Here is a 22800-nt window from a genome sequence, read left to right as displayed (position 1 = left end):
AATACTAATGATTAAGCTTGTTTTATTAAGTTTTTTATATTATAGGTTTAAATATTGTGACTTATGTCATTATTTATATGATATTTAAAAGGAAGCCTGTGCTAAAAACAATTTCAAGTATTTTTTTTATAACTATATTGTCATTGTTTTTTATATCTTGTACTGATAATCAAAAAAATAAGAAATTTGAATTAGAAAAAAATGTTATTAAGGTTGGTGCAACACCCATACCACATGGGGAGATTTTAGAGTTTATTCGACCCTTGTTAAAAGAAAAAGGTTATGATTTAGAGATTAAAAATGTAACAGATTATGTTACTGCTAATATTGCTGTAGATGAAGGTGAATTAGATGCAAACTTCTTTCAGCATGCTCCATATCTATATGAGTTTAATAAAAATAGAAAAACACATTTAGTAAAAACAGTAAGTGTTCATTTAGAACCAATGGGACTTTATTCAAGAAAAATTCATAATATCAAAAATTTAGAAAATGAATCTATAATTGCAATACCTAATGATACTACAAATAAAAGTAGAGCTTTAGATTTACTTGAAAGTATAGGATTATTAACTTTTAAAACTGTTTCTTTTAAAACTGTTTTAGATATAGAAAAAAATCCTAAAAATTTATTTATAAAAGAGCTTGATGCCGCACAACTACCAAGAATATTAAGTGAGATTGATGCAGCTGTTATAAATACAAATTATGCCTTATCTGCAAATTTGAATCCTTTAAAGGATGCAATTGCAATTGAATCAAAAGATTCTAAGTATGCAAATATAATTGCAGTAAAAAGGGGTAATGAAAAAAAGGATTATATAAAAGTATTAAATAATTTATTAAATTCTAAAGAGGTTAAAGAGTTTATTCGAAATAAATATAAAGGCTCAATAGTAGAGGCTTTTTAATTATACATATATTTTATACAATTGTATAACTACTTAACATTTTTTTTATAAAACTTTTAATACTATTCGCGTCTAATAAGGATATTTTATGATTAGTATTAAAAATCTGAATAAGTATTATGGAGATGTAAAAGTATTAAATGACATCTCTATTAGTATTAAAGCAGGTGAAATTTTTGCAATAGTTGGACATAGTGGTGCAGGTAAATCGACACTTCTTAGATGTATAAATGGTCTTGAGGACTATAGTACGGGTTCTTTATTGGTTGATAATAAAGAGATTAAAGATTTAAATAAAGAGCAATTGCGAAGTTTTAGAAAAAAAATCGGAATGATTTTTCAACATTTTTCATTGGTTCAAAGAAAAACTGTATATGAGAATGTTGCTTTACCAATGCAACTTTGGGGTTACACTAAAGAGAATATTAATAAAAAAGTAATTGAACTTTTAACACTTGTTGGATTAGAAAATAAAGCAGATTCTTATCCTAGTCAATTAAGTGGTGGACAAAAACAGCGTGTTGCTATTGCAAGAGCTTTGACTTTAGAGCCTGAGGTTTTGCTTTCAGATGAAGCAACATCAGCCCTTGACCCAAATACAACAACTTCAATTTTAAATCTTTTAAAAGAGATTAATGAAAAATTGAATATTACAATTATTTTGGTTACTCATGAGATGGAAGTTGTAAAACAAATTGCACAAAAAGCACTTTTGTTAGAGCATGGTAACATTATAGGTTTTGATGACACTGAAGAGTTGTTTTTAAAACCAGATGAAAAAATGAAAGAGTTTTTAGGTGAAGTTGAAGTTGTGCCAAATGATGGTGTAAATATTAAACTATATTTTCCAAAAGACAACGCTTATCAATCTTTTATAACTACTATGGCAAGAAAACTTGATATGGATTTTAATATAGTATGGGGAAAACTTGAAGAGGTTAATACTCATATTGTAGGAAATATGGTAATTAATATAAAAGATGATGAAAAACACAGAGTTCTTGAATATATAAAACAACACGATATTGTTTGGGAAATATTATAATGATTAATATTTTATTACCTGCTTTGGGGGAAACAGTTTATATGTCTTTTGTATCTACATTTTTTGCAGTTGTAATTGGATTTTTTTTAGCAATTATTTTGATATTAACTTCAAAAGGTGGTTTAAGAGAAAACTTAAAAATCTACTCTGTATTAGATGTAATTATAAATACTTTAAGGTCTTTCCCTTTTATTATTCTTATGATTGTACTTTTTCCTCTTACAAAGTTTTTAATTGGGAAAAGTATTGGTACAACAGCAGCAATTATTCCACTTACAATTGGAGCTGCTCCTTTTATTGCAAGACTTATAGAAAGTGCTTTAAAAGAGGTTGATTCAGGGGTGATTGAAGCAGCAAAATCGTTTGGAGCAAGTGATTGGCAAATTATCTTTAAAGTGATGTTAGTTGAAGCATTGCCAAGTATTGTTTCAGCAATTACTCTAACACTTATTACTGTAATAGGTTTTTCTGCTATGGCAGGTGCTGTTGGTGGTGGAGGTTTAGGTGATGTAGCTATTAAATATGGGTACTACAGATTTCAAACTGATACTATGTTATATACAGTTGTTATTCTTATTGCACTTGTACAAGTTTGTCAAAGTGCAGGGGATTATATTTACAAGATTACAAAAAAATAAAGGAGATTTATGTTTAAAAATATTTTAAAATTTACAGTTGCAGCTGGACTTGCATTAGGTTTAACTGCTTGTACTAGTGACGAGAAAAAAGAGGATACAACTGCAAAAGTTGAGCCTAAAAAAACAGTTATTAAAGTTGGAGCAACACCAGTTCCACACGCAGAGATTTTAGAAGTTATAAAACCACTTTTAAAAGAAAAAGGTTATGATTTAGAGATTGTTGAATTTACAGATTATGTAACTCCAAATATTGCAGTTGATGAGGGTGAATTAGATGCAAACTTCTTTCAACACACTCCATATTTAACTGAATTTAATGCAAATAAAAATACTGATTTAGTTAAAACTGTTGGTGTTCATTTAGAGCCAATGGGATTATATTCTAAAAAAATTACTTCATTAGATGAGTTAGAAGATGGTGCAACAATTGCAGTTCCAAATGATCCCACAAATGAGAGTAGAGCATTAGATATTTTAGTAAAACAAGGTCTTTTAAAGTTCAAAGATGTAGCACTTAAAACTGCACTTGATGTAACTGAAAATCCAAAAAATATTCAATTAAGAGAGCTTGATGCTCCACAATTACCAAGAGTTTTAGATGAAGTTGATGCAGCAATAATTAATACTAACTATGCTTTAGCAGCTGATTTAAATCCTACAAAAGATGCAATTGTAATTGAATCAAAAGATTCACCTTATGTAAATATTGTTGCAGTAAAAAAAGGTAATGAAAATAAAGATTATATCAAAGCTTTAGATGCAGCTTTAAATTCTGAAGAAGTAAAACAATTTATTAAAGAAAAATACAAAGGTTCTATAGTAGAAGCTTTCTAATTTTTTACTCTACTCAATTTAGGATTGAGTAGAGTATTTCTAACTAATCCTCTTTTACAAAAAAAGTAATAAACCAAGAAGCCAAAGTAAAAAGTGTCAACCCAGCAACTACAAACATCATAATTTCAGTAATATACATAACTAACTCCTACATATCTATAAATGAATACTCATTCAGAATTCTAATAAAAAAATATTAAAAATATTCTTAAGTAAATATTCAGCTATATGCTTTTGAACACTTTTTTATACTGTTCAAGCCTAAAATCAAAGGTAGTATAATTGGGATTTATTTTCTTTTTTTCTTTAAATATTTTTGTAGAGCCAATATATCTATTAGCTGCATTTGAAGGTGAGGTTAGACTAAAGGTTTGAAAAATTCTATTGTCATAGATAAACTGGTGTTTTTTTGGAGTTTGCTCATCAATCTGTTTTAATAAGATATTTTTTTCTTTTAATACTTTTCTAAAGAAATATTCTGGTGAGTTTTTAGATAAACTACCTGTGAAAATTATAGTATTTATGTTCTTGTATTTTTTAATAAATCCAAGTATATCTCTTAAGTTTATATTTTGCATCCCTAAATCACTTGCATCTATTTTTTCTCGTTTGCAAGATTCAACAATATCACAAATTCCTATTCTTTTCTTAAGCAAAAAATCTTTTCTCATTTGTACTGCATTATCTGAGTTATCATATAAAAAGTTTTCTTCAAATATCTCTTCAAAAGCTTTCCATAGTAGATTATCTTTTGAACCATAACAAAATAGTACATCTTCTTTTTTATAATCTTTTGTACAAAATCTAGGAGGAGGTAGTGTACCAACTATAATTGCTTTTGTATCTTCATGTAAAAAAGGTTTGAAGGGATGGTAATGAAAAAACAAAAAAATCCTTTTTTTTAATAATTCAATTTTAACATATTAGTTATAACTTTTTAGATATAATCTTTCCAATTAAAATAAAGGTTTTTATTGAAAGTTGGAGTTTTTGATTCTGGTCTTGGTGGATTAACTATAGTGCAAGCAATTACTAAATCTTTTAAAGGTGCAGAGATTTATTATGTTGCTGATACTTTATTTGCACCTTATGGTGAAAAAACAAAAGATGAAATTTTAGATAGAAGTATCAAAATTACAAAACATCTTTTACAAACTCATAATATAGATGTACTTATAGTAGCTTGTAATACAGCTACTTCAGCTGCTATAACTGAATTAAGAGAGATGTTTTCTAATCTAATTGTAATAGGTACAGAACCTGGATTAAAACCTGCTATTTTAAAAACGCAAAGTAATAATATAGCAGTATTAGCAACACCTGCAACGTTAGATGGTCAAAAATATAAACAATTACTTTCTAGTTTATCAAATGAACATGAAGTAAATATTCATGAAGTTGCTTGTGCTGGTTTAGTAGAGCAAATAGAAAATGGAAATGTAGCCCACCCAGATACACACAAGATGTTGAGCTCTTGGTTAACTCCTATGAAAGAAAAAGAGGTTGATACTATTGTTTTAGGCTGTACTCATTATCCTTTGATATCTGATATTATAAAAGATATAATGGGTGCAAAGATTGAGTTAATTGAAACAGGACAAGCAATTGCTAGAAGACTTGATGATTTATGTTCAAAAAAAGGTCATATAGATAAAAGTGAATTGAAAATTGAAGTATTTTATACAGGTGAGATTAAAAAAGAGATGATAAATATGATTTTAAATAATTGGTATGATAGTGGCAAGATAGTTATAAAGGATGAAAATGAGTGAAAATCAGATTGAAAAAAAAGTTTTAGCTCTTAAATATAGACCAAGAAGATTTGAAGATTTAGTTGGACAAACTACAATCTCTCAAACATTGTCTTTGGCGTTGGATTCAAATAGGTTATCCCATGCATACCTTTTTTCAGGACTTAGAGGTTCAGGGAAAACAAGTACAGCAAGAATTATGGCAAAAGCTTTATTATGTTCTAATGGTCCTACCTCAAAACCTTGTGAAGTTTGTGAAAACTGTAAAAGTGCAAATACAAACAGACACTTAGATATTATAGAAATGGATGCTGCTTCAAACAGAGGTATTGATGATATTAAAGATTTGATTGAACACACAAAATACAAACCAAGTTCTGCTAGATTTAAAGTGTTTATAATCGATGAGGTTCATATGCTTACAACTCAAGCATTTAATGCACTTCTTAAAACTTTAGAAGAACCTCCAGGGTTTGTTAAGTTTATCCTTGCAACAACTGACCCTTTAAAACTTCCTGCAACTATTCTTAGTAGAACACAACATTTTAGATTTAATAAAATTGCACCAAATGATGTATTACATCATCTTTCTCATATATTAAATGAAGAGAATATAGATTTTGAAACTTCTGCTTTAGAGATTTTAACAAGAAGTGGGCAAGGAAGTTTACGGGATACTTTAACTTTACTTGACCAAGCTATAATCTTCTCAAAAGGAAAAGTTACAACTACAGCTGTTGTAGATATGTTAGGTTTAATTGAACCAAAAGTCATGGATAAGCTTTTTGATATTATTCTTAAAAAAGGTGAAATTACAGAGATAGTAAAAGAGTTAGAAAACTACGAGATTTCACAAGTGTGTGATGAGATGACAATCTATTTAAAACAAAAAATGTTAGAAAAAGATGCAAAATTTGATTTACTTTTATTTGATAGGTTTTTTAGAATATTAAGTGATGCTAAACATCTTTTAGCAATAAATTCAGATGGTGGATTTGTACTTATATTAACTTTATCAAAAATGATAGAAGCAACAAATTTAAAAACTATAGATGAGATTATAAGTCAAGTTGAACAAGTAGAGGTTAAACCAATGGTTAAAGAAGCTATCTCTACAGAAAAAGTTATTGAACATTCGCATAATGATATAAATCACGTATATGATGATGAAAATGTTACACTTGATAAACAGTTTTTTGAAAATAAAAAAAATATGGATAATCAAGAGCAAGAAGAAGTTATTTTAACAGAAAATGAAACAACAGTTTCAATTGATACAGTTAATGCTATTCCAACAGTTGAACCTATAGAAGAGATTGAAATAAAAGAGGAACAAGTTATTAATGATTTTGCTACACCTTTTGATGAAGACTTTGATATTGAGCTTACATCTGCATCTTTAAATACAAAAATTGAAGAAGAAAAACCACAAGAGATACAAGAAGTTCAAACACCAACACCCGAAATAGAAGTGCTAGATTCAAAGACTCAAGCACAAACACCAGAAGTTGAGCCTGAATCTCAAGAGATAAGTGAAGAAGATGATGGAATAGAAGATGTTGTTTATGAACCAATCCCAGAGATACCTATAGTTGATGAACCTAAAAAATTAGATAAAAATCAGATGTTATATGAAAATCTTATTGAAAAAGTTTATGAAAGGGATGATGAGTTAGGTGAATTATTTGAAAAGAATTTTGTTTATAAAAATTTTGCAGATAAAAAACTTCAAATAAGTTCATATGCCCAAGGGGAAGAGAGAAAATTTCTTTTAAAACATTATGGAGTTTTAAAAATATTTATTTATGATATTTTTGGAAATGATATAGAAATAGAGTTTATTAAAGAAGAAGCTAAACAGGAGAGTGTTGAAAAAAAGGATGAATTCCAAAGTGAACTAAAAAATAGTGAGCCTGAAACTTTGGAAGATAACAACGAATCGGGCTCAATGATTGAAGATATCGAAATTGGCTCAGGTTGTGTAGCTGATATGCAAAAAACTGCAAATCCTACCCCTTCACAAAAAGAGTTACAGTTAAATGATATTTTAAATTCACCTCAAATGAATGCTGCAAAAGAGCTTTTGAGAGTAAAAAAAATTACAGTAAAAACAAAAACTTAATATTTAAGTCTTTAAACATTATAATAATACCCTATTTTGATATGCGAATTAGAAGGATACTTATGAAATTGATTAGTGTTTTTACCCTTAGTGTTTTATTTATTGGAAGTTTATTAGCAAATGATAGTGTTGATAGTAAAGTATTAGATTTTGAAAAAAATAGATTTTCAAAAAATAAAAGAGTAGAGATAAAAGATATTAGTGTAAATCTAAAAAAACAGATGCCACAAGCTGGTTGGTTTGGATATATTATAGATTTAGATGTTGATTTTGCAGGAAAAAATGTAAAAGCAAAAGATGTAGTGTTCTCAAATGGAGAATTAATAGCACCTGAATTATTTGATATTAAAACAGGTTTAGCTTTAAAAGACTTGATGACACCTAAACTTACAAAAGAGTATTATAAAGATAAAAATTTAATTGCAGGAAATTCTAATGCAAAAGATAAGATTGTAGTATTCTCAGATCCTTTATGCCCTTTTTGTATGGATTACGTACCTGATGTAATCAATTATGTTAAAAAACATGACAAATCTATAGCTTTATATTATTATCATTTTCCACTTCTTAGAATTCATCCTGCTTCAAATGCTTTAACAAAATTAATGGCATTGGGAAAAACTAAGAATATTGAGGATATTGAATTAAAAGTTTATAACATTGATTGGGATAAATACTTTAATTCTAGAGAAACAAATGCTGAAAAAATCTTAAAAGCATTTAATAGTGAATTTAAAACAAATTTTTCACTAGATGATTTGAATAGTAAAGAGATTACAAACGAAGTTGCTGAAGATATAAAAATGGGTGAAGAGGTTTTAGTTCAAGGGACACCTACTATTTTTATTAATGGTGAACAAGATAAATCAAAATTAAAATATGAAAAATTAGGAAAGTAAGAGATGAAGAAAATAGTAATAGCTACAAGAAGAAGTAAATTAGCACTTTGGCAAAGTGAATATATTAAAGCCCAATTACAGAAGCATTATCCAGATTTAGAGGTTGAATTACAAGAATTCTCTACAAAAGCAGATAAAATTCTTGATGTACCTTTAGCTAAAATTGGAGGAAAAGGACTTTTCACAAAAGAGTTAGAGATTGCATTAGAAAATAAAGAAGCGGATATTGCAGTACACTCTTTAAAAGATGTGCCTGTTGAATTTGAAGAGGGATTTGTTCTTGCTGCACTTACTAAAAGGTTTGATCCAAGAGATGCTTTTTTAAGTGAAAAATATGCAAATATAAGTGAACTTCCACAAGGTGCTGTTATTGGTACAACAAGCTTAAGAAGAAGAATGGAATTAAAACTTTTAAGACCTGATATTGAATTAAAAGATTTAAGAGGTAATATAAATACTAGAATTGCTAAGTTAAAAGCAGGAGAGTATGATGCTATCATATTAGCTGCTACAGGAGTTCAAAAACTTCAGATTGAAGATGAAGTTAAACATTTTTTCCCAATCTCAATAGATGATATGATACCTTCAATGGGTCAAGCAACTTTGGGTATTGAGACTTTAGATAATCCTGAACTAGTTGAGATGTTATCAGTATTACACGACAAAGATGCTTTAATTGAATCAACAATTGAAAGAGATTTTGTAAGAACATTAGAGGGTGGTTGTCAAGTTCCAATTGGTGTAAAAGCTACAATTATTGATGAAAATACAATTGATGTTAGAGCAATTGTTGGAATGCCAGATGGTAGTGAATATATCCAAGAAGATCTAGTGGCAAATATTGATGAATATGAAACTATAGGAAAAACTTTAGCTCAAACTTTTATAGACCAAGGAGCTAAAGAGTTATTAGCTCGTGCTGAAAGTGTTGCTTTTAAATAAAACTTTCAATCAAATTGAACTTGGTATTTTGCTAAGTTCAATTTAACCTTACTGTATCTACACAAATTTTTATAATCTTTTTTATTTTTATTCAAATGCTAGACTTATGTTACGAACTTTAAGTATTATATTAAGTCAAATTAACAATATTTTAAGGAGTAATGATGAGAATTAATGCAAAAGATTGTGTTTTTGTTCAAGTTGATGTACAAGAAAGACTTTTCCCTCATATAGCTGATAATGAAGAATTAGAAAAAAATCTTCTTATTTTGGTAAAGGGTTTAAAACTTCATGAAATACCAATTATAGTAAATGAACAGTATAAAAAAGGTATAGGGGAGACAATCCCAAGTTTAAAAGAACTAACAGATGATTATCCACATTTTGAAAAAACAACATTCTCTTGTTGTGGAAATAATGATAGCTTAGCTGCAATAAAAGCTACAGGTAAAAATATCGTTATTTTAGCAGGAATTGAAACTCATGTTTGTGTATTACAAACAGCACTTGATTTATTATCTGAAGGTTTACAACCAGTTCTTGTTACTGATTGTGTAAATTCAAGAAAAGCAAAAGATAAAGATATTGCTATTCAAAGACTTATTCAAGCAGGAGTAATCCCAACTACTTACGAATCACTACTTTTTGAACTAACTGAAAATGCAAAGCATCCAGTATTTAAAGAGATATCTAAATTAGTAAAATAGAGATTCTATTTTACTAATTAAATCTATAAATAAATTATTAAATTTTTAAATATATCATAAATATTGTATAATATTTTATGAAAAAAATATTATTAGTTACTTTTCTTTTACTTTTTCCTAGCTTTCTCTTATCTTATAACGAGAAAGTTTACAAAGTAGTAATAAGAAAAGATTGGAAACCTTATTATTTTATAAACAAGAATGGTAAGCCTGATGGGTTTGCAATTGAACTATTTGAGAAAGTGGCAAAAAAAGCTAAAATAAAATATAAATATATAATTATTGATGATTTAAAAGAAATAATGAGTTTCTTCAAAGATGAAAAAGTAGATATATTACCAAGTATAGGAATAAGTTCAAATAGAAAAGATTTATTTCTATTTACTCAGCCTACAGATAGTTTTTTAGTAAATATCTATAAAAACAAATCTTCTAAAAATATTTCTGATTTAAAAGATATAAAAGGGAAAAGTATTGGTTTAGTTGTTGATAATATTTGTGGGCAATTGATTGATAAAAATTTATATAATAGATATTTTTATCATAATTATAATGATTTAATTACTGCTTTGAATAATGGTCAAATAGATGCTTTTTGTTATCCAAAACCCTTGATAGAAAGAAAATTAGATTTAAATGAAAATATTGTATCTTTAAATAAGTCATTAAAAGAGATAAAAAGAGCAATAGGAATTTCAAAACAAAATTTTCACCTTTTGCCTATATTTAATGATGCTTTAACCGAATTAAAATTAACTGGTGAATTAGATAATCTGACTGAAAAATGGTTTGATAAACACAATTATATAGAGTTGACAAAAAATGAAACAATTTTTTTAATACTTAGTTTTATAGGTATTAGTTTTACAATTTTAGTAGTTATATTTTATATATTAAGTAAAAAAAGATGGTTAGTAACTAAAGATATGTTAGAAGAAGAGATTAGAAAAAAAACTAATGCACTTATGATTCAAAATAAAAGATTAAAAAATATCCATAGAAAATTGAAAGAACAATCAAATATAGATCCTTTAACAAAAGTATACAATAGAAAATTTTATAATGAAAAAATTAAAGAGTTATTATCTTTATATAATAGATATGAAAATACTTTTACATATTTGATGTTTGATATTGATGATTTTAAAAAGATAAATGATATTTATGGTCATATAATTGGTGATGAAGTATTAATTAAGTTATCTAATATAGTAAGTGAAAAGATTAGAATAAACGATTATTTTTTTAGAATTGGTGGTGAAGAATTTGTTATTTTATTGTCCGATACTAGCTTGGAAGAGAGTAAAACTGTAGCTTGTAAAATAAAAGATTCTATTTCAGAAGAGATAAAAATTTTAGACTCTTTAAAAGTTACAATTAGTGTTGGTTTAACTGAAGTAAAAAAAGATGATGTAGAAGAGAGTATTTATAAAAGAGCAGATAAAAATATGTATAAAGCTAAAAATAGTGGGAAAAATAGGGTTATATGTGAAGATGATAGTTTATAACTATCATCTCTAACTTTTTATTCTAATTAATGTTTTTCCATATCTGATAGTCCAAATAATAAACATAACTATCCAAAGTGTTGAACTTAAGTGTAAAAAGATAGTAAAAATATCTAAATGGGCAATAAAACTTATAGAAACTATAACTCTTGAGATTAAAACTATCTGTGTTAAAAAAAACAACGATATAGTAATCTTATCCGCAACCATTGCTTGTGGTGGTACAGCATGTCCCATAACAACTCTACTTCCAAATCCAATTAGCAAGGTTGTAACAAACCCAATTGCAAATATATGAAATGAAAGTTTGAAACTGTAGGCTGTAACAATAGATTCAATAAATAAAGAGATATAAGCAATCTCAAACCAAATTAAACTCACAACTAATACACTGATTAAAGGTGGTGTTTTTTTTAAAAGATTTAATTTATATATTACAAAACCAAAGAATAAAAGAGAGGTAAATGATATGATTTTAAGAATAAAATCAAATTGAAATTGCATTGATATTCCAGTTATACTTAATAATATAAAAGAGATAGGTCTAATATATTCAGGTCTTTGCCAAGGAGTGATTTTTGTATATGCAAAATAAAATGCTGGAATCATTCTAAGAGCGATAATAAATACCATTGATAAAAGATAAGTAAAAAATATTAAAGTTGATAAATTGTAGAAAGTAATAGCTTCAATAAACAACAAAGATGCCCCAATAAATAGTATAAGGTTTATATATTTACTATCTGTTTTAACAAGGGCTTTCCCCTCTTTTATGCTATTGTGAAAAAGTTTCACAAAATAAAACATTACTAGAGAAACTAAAATTTTACCAATTACTATACTTAAAAATAAACTACAGAATATACCTACTTGATATATAATCCATGCTTGTAAATATTTATCTCTTTTTATGACTATAGATGAGTTGTATTTTGGCATTACTGTTATTAAAAAGCCCAAAAATGCATTTGTAAACAATCCATAGTTTAGTCCAAAACCATGAATAAGTGCAAAATCTAAATTTATTTTTCCTAAAAGTGAGAATAGAGTTAATACCATAATAAATATTGCAAAAAATATAGCTGAAGTAAAAAAAAGTTGATGTGGTTGAGAAGTGAATCTTTCCCACCATGTTTGTTTTGAAGTGTTGTCTTGAATAGATGTTGAAAACTGCATATGTCATCCTGATTTTTTTAGAAGTATGACATACTTGATAACTATTATCATTGATTTAAGTCAATAAAAAAGGGGAAGAGTTTTTCTCTTCCCCTTTTTTCTAATAATAGTTATAATAGTTATATTTTAATTTAGTCCATAGTTCCAGCTGGAACATGTACATTTCCATCCATAATAATTCTTGCACTTCTACTCATGCTAGCTTTTTCAACAATATATTTATCACCATTTTTAGATAAAGTTGCTCCAACTTTAATAGCTCCACTTGGATGACCAAAAGTAACAGAATCTTTTTCACCACCACCAGCAGCAATATTTACTAAAGTTCCAGGAATACAAGCTGCAACTCCAATAGCAACTGAAGCTGTACCCATCATAGCATGATGTAATTGTTGCATAGATAATGCTCTTACATGTAAATCCATCTCTGACGCTTTTACCTCTTTACCAGATGATGTAGTAAAATCTTGAGCAGGAGATACAAATGCGATTTTTGGAGTATGTTGTTGTGTTATTGCATCGGAAGCATCCTTCATAACACCCATTTTAAGAGCTCCTGCAATTCTTATTTTTTCAAATCTTTCTAATGCAGCTGTATCAGAATTTATATCACCTTGAAGTTCAGTACCTTTGTATCCAATCTCATCTGCATTTACAAATACAGTTGGAATACCAGCAGTAATCATAGTAGCTTTAAAAGTACCAACACCTTCAACTTCTAAGTCATCTACTAAATTACCAGTTGGAAATAACTCTTCTGATGGATCAACTGGCTCAACAAATTCTAATACAATCTCTTCAGCAGGAAAGGCAACACCATCAATTTCATAATCACCCATCTCTTTAACCATTCCATCTTCCATAGTTACATAACATAGAATAGTTTTTTTAATATTTGCTTGCCAAATTCTTACACAACAAACCCCATTTTCAGGAACATTATCAACTAAACCTTCTTTGATTGCAAAAGGACCAACTGCTGAAGATAGGTTTCCACAGTTTCCACTCATATCAACAAAGTCTTTATCAATTGCAACTTGGCAGAAATAGTAATCTACATCGTGACCTTCAACCTCAGATTTCCCAACTAGGATAGCTTTTGAAGTAGATGAAGTAGCTCCACCCATACCATCGATTTGTTTTTTATATAAATCTGGAGATCCTACGATTCTTTGAAGTAATCTATCTCTTTTTTTTGGATCTTGTTTTGCTTCTTCAGGTAAATCAGCTATATTAAAAAATGTTCCTTTAGAAGTACCACCTCTCATATATGTAGCTTTTACTTTAAATTGTGGTTTATAACCCATATTTATTCCTTAAAAAATGTTCCATTTTTGAAGGGACCTTTAGTGTTTGTCTTCTTTTTATCGATGGGAATAAATCCTATCTAAAAGAAGCAAAATTCTAAAGAGGCTAACGAGTTAGCCTTATGTCTCTCAAGTCTGAATGGTTATTAAAAAAGTTTATTTAACTTCTTTAAAAAACATTCTAGGGCTTAAAGCCCTAAAATTAAAGATATTATTAACCTTCAGCCACAACATCTTTAGCGAATTTTTGTAAAATACCACCGTTTTTATAAACTTCAACTTCAGCAGAAGTATCAAGTCTACATAAAACTGGGAATTTAACAACTTCACCATTTTCTCTAGTCATTACTACAGTTAAATCACATCTTGGAGTGATTTCACCTTCTATATCAAAAGTTTCAGTACCATTGATATTGTAAGTAAATCTAGTATCACCCTCTTTGAATTGTAATGGTAATACACCCATACCAACAAGGTTAGTTCTATGGATTCTTTCAATAGATTCAGCAATAAGTACTTCAACACCAGCAAGTCTAACACCTTTTGCAGCCCAGTCTCTTGATGACCCTTGACCATAGTTAGTACCAGCAATGATAATAAGTGGTTGCTTTCTATTGTTATACTCTTCAATAGCTTCCCACATTCTTGATTCTTTACCTTCTGGCATAATTTTAGTTAAAGAACCTTGTTTAACATCTCCATTTTCATCTTTAACCATTTCGTTAAATAGTTTTGGATTTGCTAAAGTTGCCCTTGAAGCTGTATTGTGATCCCCTCTATGTGTTGCATAAGAGTTTAAATCTTCTATTGGAAGACCTTTTGAGATACAATATTCACCAGAAGCAGACTCAGGTAAAATTGCATTTGACGGAGATAAGTGATCTGTTGTGATATTATCTGGGAATACACCAAGTGGTCTTAAACCTTTTAGTGCTGGCATTTGCATATATTCATCTTCCCAATACGGTGGTTTTTGAATATATGTAGAGTTTGGATTCCATTTATAAAATGGCTCAGCTTTAACTGCTGTTAATCCATCTCTATTGAACATTGGCTCATAGATAGCATTATACATCTCTGGTTTGATGTAGTTTTTCTCAATCTCATCAATTTCTTCATCCGATGGCCATAAATCAGCTAATTTGATATCATTTCCATCTTTATCTTTTCCTAAAGAGTCATTTTCAATATCAAATCTAACAGTTCCTGCTAGGGCATATGCAACAACAAGTGCTGGAGATGCTAAGAATGCCTCTTTTACATATGGATGGATTCTACCATCAAAGTTTCTATTTCCTGAAAGAACAGCTGTTGAGTAGATATCTCTATCAATAACCTCTTGTTGGATTTTTGGATCAAGTGCTCCAGACATACCATTACAAGTAGTACAAGCAAAACCAACTACACCAAATCCTAGTTTTTCCATTTCTGGTAATAATCCTGATTCTTTTAAGTAAACTTCTATCACTTTAGACCCAGGTGCTAAAGATGATTTAACCCATGGTTTTCTTTGCAATCCTAATTCATTTGCTTTTTTAGCAAGTAAACCAGCCGCGATTACGTTTCTTGGGTTTGAAGTGTTTGTACATGAAGTAATAGCAGCAATTAAAATACCACCATCTGGAATAAAGTCTCCCTCTTGAGTCCACTCTTTTACAATACCTTCTTCTCTAAGTGTTGAAGTTGGAACTAATTTATGTGGTTTAGAAGGACCTGCTAAAGATCTTGTAACAGATGATAAATCAAATTTTAAAGTTCTAGCATATGTAGCTTTGTCAAATTGATCTGCCCATAAACCATTTGCTTTAGCGTAAGCTTCTACAAGTTCAACTTGCTTTTGCTCTCTACCTGTTACTTTTAAGTATTTGATTGTTTGTTCATCAATGGCAAACATACCAGCACTTGCTCCATATTCAGGAGTCATATTTGCAATAGTAGCTCTATCACCTAAGTTAAGGTATTTGATACCTGATCCAAAGAACTCTAAGTATGCAGAGATAACATTGTTTTCTCTTAGGAAAGATGTAATTGATAGTGCAATATCCGTTGCAGTGATTCCAGGAGCTCTATCTCCCACTATCTCTACACCAACGATTTCAGGAACTCTCATATAAGATGGATTTCCAAGCATTACATTTTCAGCTTCTAATCCACCAACACCAACAGCAATAACACCAAGTGCATCAACATGTGGAGTATGAGAATCTGTACCAACTAGTGTATCAGGACTAGCAATTCCATCATTTAAATGTACTACTGGAGACATTTTCTCTAGGTTAATTTGGTGCATAATACCATTACCTGGAGGGATAACATCTACGTTGTTAAATGCTTCTTTTGTCCAGTTAATAAAGTGGAATCTATCTGCATTTCTTCTATCTTCAATATCTCTATTTTTTTGGAATGCATCTGGATCATATCCACCACATTCAACTGCTAATGAGTGGTCAACGATTAATTGAGTTGGAACAACTGGATTAACTTTATCAGGGTTCCCACCTTTTGAAGCTACTGCTTCTCTAAGACCAGCTAGGTCAACAAATGCAGTTAGACCTAAGATATCATGACAGATAACTCTACTTGGGTACCAAGGGAAATCTTTATCTGTTCTTTTTTCAATTAATTGAATAAGTGAATCTTTTAAGTCCTCACTTGGACATTTTCTAATTAAGTTCTCTGCTAAAACTCTTGAAGTATAGTTAAGTTTTTCGAATGAACCAGGAGTAATATCTTCTACCGCTGATTTAACATCATAATACTTAACACCATCTATACCATCAAGGTCTTTAAGATATTTTTCGTTTGTCATTATTGTATCCCATATTATCGAATTATTTGATTTATTTTTTGCTATGGCTCTGAAGCTTTTAGCACTAACACCTTTTTCAGCTACCCCACTTTTGAGGCAATTGAAAAGTGTATTGTTTTTAAGTATGTGAAAGAGAAAGAGTTAAACTCTTATCTCTCTTCCATAGGAACGAAATCTCTTGGCTCAACACCAGTATATTCAGAACCTGGTCTGATAATTCTATTATTTGCTCTTTGTTCAAATGCGTGAGCAGCCCATCCAGCAGCTCTTGACATGATGAATAATGGAGTATAATATAATCTTTCAATTTGCATATAGTGATAGATAAGACCACCGAAGAAATCGATATTATCAGGTAAACCTTTATCTGCTTTTACTTTATCTCTTACTGCTGCTGCAATATCATAAAGTTTTGGATCACTTGTTGGAAGCTCTTTAAGTTCTGCTGCTAATTGGTGTCCAATTGGAGATCTTGGGTCAACATTTCTATAAACTCTATGTCCAAATCCCATGATTTTTTCTTTTTTTGCAAATAATTCATCTACAGATTTTAGTGCATCATCAACATCACTAAATCCAAGTACAAATTTAATTGCAACTTCATTTGCTCCACCATGTAATGGACCTTTTAATGTACCAATACCAGTAGTCATACAAGAATAAATATCTGACAATGTAGAAGCTGTGATTCTGTTTGCAAATGTTGATGCATTAAACTCATGCTCAGCATATAAAGTTAACATAGCATCCATTGCTCTTACTTCAACATCAAGTGGTTTTTTCTCTTTTAGTCTTTCTAAAATATATCCAGCAATTGTTGGTTCATCAGATTTTAATTCAATCTCTTTACCATTTACATGCCAGTGATGCCAATATACTAAAAATGATGGAAATGCTCCAAGAAGTCTTAATATTTTGTCCATTTGGTCAGAAAAATCTGTTTGCTCAGGTTCAACACAACCTAATGCTGATGTTGCAGTCTTCATTACATCCATTGGATGAGATGAAGCTGGTAATGCTTTTAAAACATCTTTTACATTTTGAGGTAAATCTCTACCTGCAACAATTTTTGCTGTAAACTCTTCTAATTGAGCTTTGTTTGGTAGTTCTCCCTCTAATAAAAGGTATGCAACCTCTTCAAAATCACATTTTAATGCTAAGTCTGCAATATCATAACCTCTATAGTTAAGACCGTTTCCTAAACCACATGTACAAATTGCTGATTCTCCAGCTATAACACCTGCTAATCCACTCATATTTTCTCCTTTTGTAAATTTTCCCTAGTTTTTACTTTTTTTCTTTTATAAATTATAGTTTGTGTTGGTTAAACTATTTTGCTTTTCCCTTAGAAAATAGTTCATCCATTTTTTGCTCATAATCATGGTACCCTAACATATCGTATAGTTCCATTCTTGTTTGCATAGTATCAAGAACACCTTCTTGTGTACCTTTGTCTTTTAATTCTTGGTATACATTTAATGCAGCTTTGTTCATTGCTCTAAATGCTGATAATGGGTAAAGAACCATATCAATACCAACTTCTGCCAACTCTTCAGTTGTGAACATTGGAGTTGCTCCAAATTCTGTAATATTTGCTAATACAGGTACTGACATTTTTTCTGTAAATTCTTTATACTCTTTTAATGTATGAATTGCTTCAGCGAAAATTGCATCTGCTCCAGCCTCAACATATGCTAATGCTCTAGAAACTGCTGCTTCTTGTCCTTCTGATGCATGTGCATCTGTTCTTGCAATGATATAAAAATCAGGATCTAATTCCATTTTTGCATCAACTGCAGCTCTAATTCTGTCACACATCTCTTCAGTTGAAACTAATTCTTTGTTTGGTCTGTGTCCACATCTTTTTGCAGCAACTTGGTCTTCAATATGTAATCCAGCAGCTCCAGATCTAATGAACTCTTTAACAGTTCTTGCAACATTAAATGCATGTCCCCAACCTGTATCAGCATCTACGATTAATGGAGTATCACAAATAGAAGTAATTCTTCTAATATCAATACATACATCTTCAATCATTGTCATACCTAAATCTGGTAAACCATATGATGCGTTTGCGATACCTCCACCTGAAAGGTAAATTGCTTTGTGTCCTACTTTTGTAGCTTGTAATGCTTGGTAAGCATTAATAGTACCTACAATTTGTAAAGGTTTTTCTTCTGCAAGTGCTTCTCTAAATTTTTTTCCTGCGCTCATATAAATCCTTCTGTAATTATTTCGTTTTTTATTATACATGAGTTTGAATAAAGTGTGATGTATAGTTTCTGCTTTAGAAAAAGCAACTTTTTTTACTTTCTGTATGTTTTGTACAAAATCTGTTCTTATGTATATTAATGGTACAATTATAAAAATCAAATAAGGTTTATTAAAATGACGTTTAAAAATGGAATAGAAAAATTTATAGAAATCTTTAAAAGATCTAACTTAAGTATATCCAAATTTGCATCTCTAATACAAAAAGATAGAAGAACTGTTACATCGTGGATTGATAATATTTCTGACATAGAACCAAACAATGATGTAAAAAATAAAATTTGCCAAGTTTTTAGATATCCTGATTTTATTTGGGATGATGGTTGTACGGGTGAAGAGTTTATTAAATCAATTACTCAAATACCACAAAAAGAGGTAAGGATTATTGATGAAGATTATACAGGTCGACTAAAATATATTATAGATTTAGAAAAAAATAGAAGATTTGTTATCCAAGCACAATTCCCTGGACCTATGTATAGAGATAGTGCTGTTCAAAGGGTTTATAAAACTAAAACAAATTCGGAAATTGAAGAATTAAAACAAAAAAGAATCGATCAGATGTTGAGATATGATTATGATACAACAGAATGGTACTCAATAAAATCTATATTAAGTTTCTGTTTTGCTTCGATTGGTAACTTTTATACAAAAGAGGAAAAATTAAGAGTTTTAGAACTTATGTATGAACTTTTTAACAATAACTATAATAAAAAACTATTTTTATTTGATTCTTATTCAAGAAAGATATATGGAACAGAAACCACATATATATCTATAAATGTAAAACAAAAAGTATTGTTTTTTAAATCACCAATTGAATCGGTTTTTATTGAGATTAGAAATAAAAGTTTAGTTGAGAGAATGCATAAATATTATTCTTCTCCAATTGAAGCGCCAAGTCATGTAAACTTTTTGGAATCAGTAAAGATATTGAAAATTTTACAAGATGCTTTGAAATATAATAATTCAATTGCACAAGCTTATGAAACTATAAACAGAACAACAGATTATGGGGAACTTTTTTATAACAATCTAAGTATTGATTTACAAAAACAAGTAAGTCAACCAAAGCAAGGTCAGAAAAGAAATTAAAAAAATATTTAATTATTTGTTTTAATATTGTTAAGAGTATAATTGTATAACCAAAAGAAGGAGTCTATAATGAAAACTTTAATTAAAGTTAGTGCACTTTTCAGCACGATTTTATGTTCGTTATTGATTTTTTCAAGTTTAAGTATAGCGCAAGATTTACCACAAAGAGGTCCTATACCTTTTGCTACATATGATGTAAATTCAGATGGATTTGTTTCCCAAGAAGAATTTTATAATTTAAGAGCAAAACGTATTCAACAAAAAGTTGACCAAGGAATGCCTATGAGAAATGTAGGGAATTCTCCTGACTTTGAACTTTTTGATACAAATGGTGATGGAAAGTTAACTGAACTTGAACTAATTAAAGGTCAAAATGCTATGATGCAAAATAGAAAACAAAACAAAGGTAATAAATCTAAAGGTTTTGGTGGCAAAGGCATGATGCAACAACAATAGGCTATGAGGTAATATCCTCGTAGCTTCCTTCTATAATATCAAATTTAATATTTTTAATTTGGAGAATCATGATTAATAAAATTTCATCTTTATTTCCCCTTTGGGCAATACTATTTTCAATCTTTACATATTTAAATCCCGAATTGGTAATTGGCTTTAAAAGTTGGATTATCCCACTTTTGATATTGATAATGTTTTGTATGGGTGTGACTTTAAAAATATCAGATTTTAAAAGGGTGTTAAAAAAACCAAAAATTATAACTTTAACAGTTTTATTACAATTTTCAATTATGCCTTTAGTTGCTTTTGTTATTTCGAAGTTTTTTAATTTGTCTGATGAATTATTAGTAGGAATGGTTTTAGTTGGAGCAGTTTCAGGTGGGACAGCATCAAATGTAATAGCCTATTTAGCTAAAGCTGATGTGGCTTTATCTATAACTATGACTGTAGTTTCAACTTTATTATCTATATTAGTTACTCCATATATTACACTTTTATATGTTGGTCAAACGGTTCCTGTCCCTGCATTAGATATGTTATTTAGCATATTTAAACTAGTATTTATGCCTGTTCTTATAGGTTTAATTATAAATCAAATTTTTGATAAATATATTAAAGAAAAACATGATTTCTTTGCCTTATTATCTATAATCTCTATAGTTTTTATAATAGGTATTATAATAGGGATAAATCAAGAAAAAGTCTCAAGTCTTGCACTATCTTTGATGTTAGCTATTGCACTACATAATATTATAGGTTTATTAGGTGGTTTTTATATAACCAAACTATTAGGTTTTGATAAAAAAGAGTGTAAAACAGTGGCAATAGAAGTTGGTATGCAAAACTCTGGTTTAGCTGTTGTCTTAGCTATGAAATATTTTTCTGCTTTGAGCGCGCTTCCAGGAGCCATATTTAGTATTTGGCATAATATTTCAGGGGCAATTCTTGCAGGTATTTGGTCAAAGCAAGAGGAAAATAAAAGTTAATTTCAATCTATATTAAAGAGATAAATTGAATAACTAACATAGAGATATTAATCACTATTCCTATAATGGGAACATAGATAGGATATGAGATAATATTTTCTGGTGTTTTTCTTTGTATTTTGATTTTAATAAGTGCAATATTCATCAAAGTAAATATTACAAAGATTAAAAAGCTTGTTAGATTTGCCAATGTTAAAATAGGTAGCCAAAGTGTGAAAACAAGTATGCTAACAGAAGCAAATATTGTAGAAAAAATTGGTGTTCTTGTTTTTTCATTGACTTTAGAAAATATACTAGGAATCCATTTATTCATACTCATTCCATAAAATATCCTAGATACCATAATAGTTTGTATCAAAGCTCCATTTATAACTGCAAACATTCCAATAAAACTTAATAATATGGGATCTTTTTGTGTTAGTTTTGCATAAACATCTGCAAGGGGAGAAGTACTATTTGCTAAAGTACTGGGTTCTATTGCTAAAATTGATACTAAAGCAACTAAAATATAAATAGATGTAGCAACAAATAAAGTAATTATTATAGCTTTTGGCATAGTTTTTGTAGGTGTTTTGACCTCTTCAGCGATATTTACCATATCTTCAAAACCTATAAAAGCATAAAAAGCTAAAAAAGCTCCTAAAGATATGCTATACCAAATTGAGATTTCGAAAGGTGGAATTAGTTTAGAAAATTCTATTGTCTCAAAAGGAAGTTTATCTACACCTACAAAGATAATATACAAAAGTCCAAATATCTCAACAATAGTTAGGATTGAAGCAACTTTAACTGAGTGACCAATACCTAATATACAAATAATACAAAGAACAGTCATAACAAGAGTTGAAGTGATATAAGGTGGTAGATTTATAAAATGTGAAATATAACCATTAAATCCATTTAAAATAGTTGCACTAGAGAGTATTCCACTTAGTGAAATAATCAATCCAACAGCTATAGATAAAGTTTTAGAATCAAAAGCTTCTTTTGCATATAGAGCTTCCCCCGCACTATACGGAAAACGAGATGAAAGTTCAGCATAACTCAAGGCTGTAAAAAGTACAACAATACAAGCAATTATAAAAGAAAATGGAATATAAATACCTGAAATACCAGCAATCTTTCCAATGAGTACATAAATACCAGCACCTAATATATTTCCAAGTCCATAAAAAACTAAAAGCGTTAAAGAAACATCTCTTTTAAGATCAAACTTTTTTTGCAACATGTGAACCCCTTAAGGTATATCTATAGTATACCATAGTTTATTAAACATATATTTTTAGTTATACTTTCAATTAAAAATAGCAATCTAGGAGTAGTTTTAATTTTCAAATAACATT

The 22800-nt window shown here is 29.2% G+C and carries 20 protein-coding genes; 13 read left to right on the top strand and 7 right to left on the bottom strand.

Annotated features, from left to right (window positions below; all coding sequences use genetic code 11):
* Positions 1–98: 98 nt before the first annotated feature.
* The 4 genes from ACKU4C_RS12425 to ACKU4C_RS12410 all read left to right on the top strand — a co-directional run bounded on the left by ACKU4C_RS12425 (position 99) and on the right by ACKU4C_RS12410 (position 3428).
* A complete protein-coding gene (locus ACKU4C_RS12425; RefSeq protein WP_321312466.1) occupies positions 99–911 on the top strand; it encodes a MetQ/NlpA family ABC transporter substrate-binding protein in 813 nt (270 codons plus the stop codon).
* Positions 912–999: 88 nt separating this feature from the next.
* Complete coding sequence (locus ACKU4C_RS12420; RefSeq protein ID WP_321312464.1) at positions 1000–1956, top strand: methionine ABC transporter ATP-binding protein; 957 nt, start codon at positions 1000–1002, stop codon at positions 1954–1956.
* The gene (locus ACKU4C_RS12415) at positions 1956–2594 is read left to right on the top strand and encodes a methionine ABC transporter permease (protein ID WP_321312463.1); all 639 of its coding nucleotides are present in this window, start codon (positions 1956–1958) and stop codon (positions 2592–2594) included. The genes ACKU4C_RS12420 and ACKU4C_RS12415 overlap by 1 nt, the downstream gene beginning before the upstream one ends.
* 9 nt (positions 2595–2603) lie before the next feature.
* The gene (locus tag ACKU4C_RS12410; protein WP_321312461.1) at positions 2604–3428 is read left to right on the top strand and encodes a MetQ/NlpA family ABC transporter substrate-binding protein; all 825 of its coding nucleotides are present in this window, start codon (positions 2604–2606) and stop codon (positions 3426–3428) included.
* A 224-nt stretch (positions 3429–3652) separates the two neighbouring features.
* Here the strand turns inward: ACKU4C_RS12410 and ACKU4C_RS12405 are convergent, their stop codons facing one another.
* On the bottom strand, positions 3653–4315 hold the full coding sequence (locus ACKU4C_RS12405) for a uracil-DNA glycosylase family protein (RefSeq protein ID WP_321312459.1): 663 nt from the start codon (positions 4313–4315) through the stop codon (positions 3653–3655).
* Between the two features lie 87 nt (positions 4316–4402).
* Between ACKU4C_RS12405 and murI the strand changes: the two genes are divergently transcribed.
* The 6 genes from murI (at position 4403) to ACKU4C_RS12375 (ending at position 11357) form a co-directional block, all read left to right on the top strand.
* Complete coding sequence (gene murI / locus ACKU4C_RS12400) at positions 4403–5200, top strand: glutamate racemase (protein WP_321312457.1); 798 nt, start codon at positions 4403–4405, stop codon at positions 5198–5200.
* Positions 5193–7301 carry a DNA polymerase III subunit gamma/tau gene (locus ACKU4C_RS12395; protein ID WP_321312455.1) on the top strand — a complete coding sequence of 703 codons (2109 nt, stop codon included), beginning with the start codon at positions 5193–5195 and terminating at the stop codon, positions 7299–7301. The genes murI and ACKU4C_RS12395 overlap by 8 nt, the downstream gene beginning before the upstream one ends.
* Before the next feature lie 62 nt (positions 7302–7363).
* The gene (locus tag ACKU4C_RS12390; RefSeq protein WP_321312453.1) at positions 7364–8200 is read left to right on the top strand and encodes a thioredoxin domain-containing protein; all 837 of its coding nucleotides are present in this window, start codon (positions 7364–7366) and stop codon (positions 8198–8200) included.
* A 3-nt stretch (positions 8201–8203) separates the two neighbouring features.
* Positions 8204–9142 (top strand): hydroxymethylbilane synthase, encoded by a 939-nt coding sequence (gene hemC / locus ACKU4C_RS12385; protein WP_321312452.1) that lies wholly within the window; start codon positions 8204–8206, stop codon positions 9140–9142.
* 164 nt (positions 9143–9306) lie between these two features.
* Positions 9307–9849: a hydrolase gene (locus ACKU4C_RS12380; RefSeq protein ID WP_321312450.1), complete on the top strand. Its 543-nt coding sequence runs from the start codon at positions 9307–9309 to the stop codon at positions 9847–9849.
* Positions 9850–9926: 77 nt separating this feature from the next.
* A complete protein-coding gene (locus ACKU4C_RS12375) occupies positions 9927–11357 on the top strand; it encodes a GGDEF domain-containing protein (RefSeq protein ID WP_321312448.1) in 1431 nt (476 codons plus the stop codon).
* Between the two features lie 9 nt (positions 11358–11366).
* Here the strand turns inward: ACKU4C_RS12375 and ACKU4C_RS12370 are convergent, their stop codons facing one another.
* From ACKU4C_RS12370 to prpB, 5 genes are all read right to left on the bottom strand, one after another.
* On the bottom strand, positions 11367–12533 hold the full coding sequence (locus ACKU4C_RS12370) for an NnrS family protein (protein WP_321312446.1): 1167 nt from the start codon (positions 12531–12533) through the stop codon (positions 11367–11369).
* A 131-nt stretch (positions 12534–12664) separates the two neighbouring features.
* The gene (gene prpF, locus ACKU4C_RS12365) at positions 12665–13840 is read right to left on the bottom strand and encodes a 2-methylaconitate cis-trans isomerase PrpF (RefSeq protein ID WP_321312444.1); all 1176 of its coding nucleotides are present in this window, start codon (positions 13838–13840) and stop codon (positions 12665–12667) included.
* 214 nt (positions 13841–14054) lie between these two features.
* The gene (gene acnD, locus ACKU4C_RS12360; protein WP_321312442.1) at positions 14055–16649 is read right to left on the bottom strand and encodes a Fe/S-dependent 2-methylisocitrate dehydratase AcnD; all 2595 of its coding nucleotides are present in this window, start codon (positions 16647–16649) and stop codon (positions 14055–14057) included.
* A 149-nt stretch (positions 16650–16798) separates the two neighbouring features.
* A complete protein-coding gene (locus tag ACKU4C_RS12355; protein WP_320035074.1) occupies positions 16799–17905 on the bottom strand; it encodes a citrate/2-methylcitrate synthase in 1107 nt (368 codons plus the stop codon).
* Between the two features lie 73 nt (positions 17906–17978).
* On the bottom strand, positions 17979–18863 hold the full coding sequence (gene prpB, locus ACKU4C_RS12350) for a methylisocitrate lyase (protein WP_321312439.1): 885 nt from the start codon (positions 18861–18863) through the stop codon (positions 17979–17981).
* A gap of 174 nt (positions 18864–19037) precedes the next feature.
* On the opposite strand from prpB, the gene ACKU4C_RS12345 reads away from it, so the two are divergent.
* From ACKU4C_RS12345 to ACKU4C_RS12335, 3 genes are all read left to right on the top strand, one after another.
* Positions 19038–20015, top strand: coding sequence for a hypothetical protein (locus tag ACKU4C_RS12345; protein WP_321312437.1), 978 nt, complete (start codon positions 19038–19040; stop codon positions 20013–20015).
* A 69-nt stretch (positions 20016–20084) separates the two neighbouring features.
* Positions 20085–20471, top strand: coding sequence for an EF-hand domain-containing protein (locus ACKU4C_RS12340; protein WP_321312435.1), 387 nt, complete (start codon positions 20085–20087; stop codon positions 20469–20471).
* A 68-nt stretch (positions 20472–20539) separates the two neighbouring features.
* A complete protein-coding gene (locus ACKU4C_RS12335) occupies positions 20540–21457 on the top strand; it encodes a bile acid:sodium symporter family protein (protein ID WP_321312433.1) in 918 nt (305 codons plus the stop codon).
* A 7-nt stretch (positions 21458–21464) separates the two neighbouring features.
* Here the strand turns inward: ACKU4C_RS12335 and ACKU4C_RS12330 are convergent, their stop codons facing one another.
* Positions 21465–22685, bottom strand: coding sequence for an APC family permease (locus ACKU4C_RS12330; protein ID WP_321312432.1), 1221 nt, complete (start codon positions 22683–22685; stop codon positions 21465–21467).
* Positions 22686–22800 lie beyond the last annotated feature (115 nt).

It is taken from the genome of Halarcobacter sp. (genome assembly GCF_963676935.1).
Lineage (GTDB): Bacteria > Campylobacterota > Campylobacteria > Campylobacterales > Arcobacteraceae > Halarcobacter.
The sequence above is the reverse complement of the archived record's forward strand: the minus strand, read 5'-3'. Positions and strand labels throughout refer to the sequence as shown.

Coding starts and splice junctions, on each gene's coding strand:
- ACKU4C_RS12415 (WP_321312463.1), top strand. CDS start 1,956: ATGATTAATATTTTATTACCTGCTTTGGGGGAAACAGTTTATATGTCT.
- ACKU4C_RS12355 (WP_320035074.1), bottom strand. CDS start 17,905: ATGAGTGGATTAGCAGGTGTTATAGCTGGAGAATCAGCAATTTGTACA.
- ACKU4C_RS12375 (WP_321312448.1), top strand. CDS start 9,927: ATGAAAAAAATATTATTAGTTACTTTTCTTTTACTTTTTCCTAGCTTT.
- prpB (WP_321312439.1), bottom strand. CDS start 18,863: ATGAGCGCAGGAAAAAAATTTAGAGAAGCACTTGCAGAAGAAAAACCT.
- ACKU4C_RS12345 (WP_321312437.1), top strand. CDS start 19,038: ATGACGTTTAAAAATGGAATAGAAAAATTTATAGAAATCTTTAAAAGA.
- ACKU4C_RS12330 (WP_321312432.1), bottom strand. CDS start 22,685: ATGTTGCAAAAAAAGTTTGATCTTAAAAGAGATGTTTCTTTAACGCTT.
- prpF (WP_321312444.1), bottom strand. CDS start 13,840: ATGGGTTATAAACCACAATTTAAAGTAAAAGCTACATATATGAGAGGT.
- ACKU4C_RS12340 (WP_321312435.1), top strand. CDS start 20,085: ATGAAAACTTTAATTAAAGTTAGTGCACTTTTCAGCACGATTTTATGT.
- ACKU4C_RS12395 (WP_321312455.1), top strand. CDS start 5,193: ATGAGTGAAAATCAGATTGAAAAAAAAGTTTTAGCTCTTAAATATAGA.
- ACKU4C_RS12390 (WP_321312453.1), top strand. CDS start 7,364: ATGAAATTGATTAGTGTTTTTACCCTTAGTGTTTTATTTATTGGAAGT.
- ACKU4C_RS12370 (WP_321312446.1), bottom strand. CDS start 12,533: ATGCAGTTTTCAACATCTATTCAAGACAACACTTCAAAACAAACATGG.
- ACKU4C_RS12410 (WP_321312461.1), top strand. CDS start 2,604: ATGTTTAAAAATATTTTAAAATTTACAGTTGCAGCTGGACTTGCATTA.
- ACKU4C_RS12335 (WP_321312433.1), top strand. CDS start 20,540: ATGATTAATAAAATTTCATCTTTATTTCCCCTTTGGGCAATACTATTT.
- ACKU4C_RS12420 (WP_321312464.1), top strand. CDS start 1,000: ATGATTAGTATTAAAAATCTGAATAAGTATTATGGAGATGTAAAAGTA.
- ACKU4C_RS12380 (WP_321312450.1), top strand. CDS start 9,307: ATGAGAATTAATGCAAAAGATTGTGTTTTTGTTCAAGTTGATGTACAA.
- hemC (WP_321312452.1), top strand. CDS start 8,204: ATGAAGAAAATAGTAATAGCTACAAGAAGAAGTAAATTAGCACTTTGG.
- acnD (WP_321312442.1), bottom strand. CDS start 16,649: ATGACAAACGAAAAATATCTTAAAGACCTTGATGGTATAGATGGTGTT.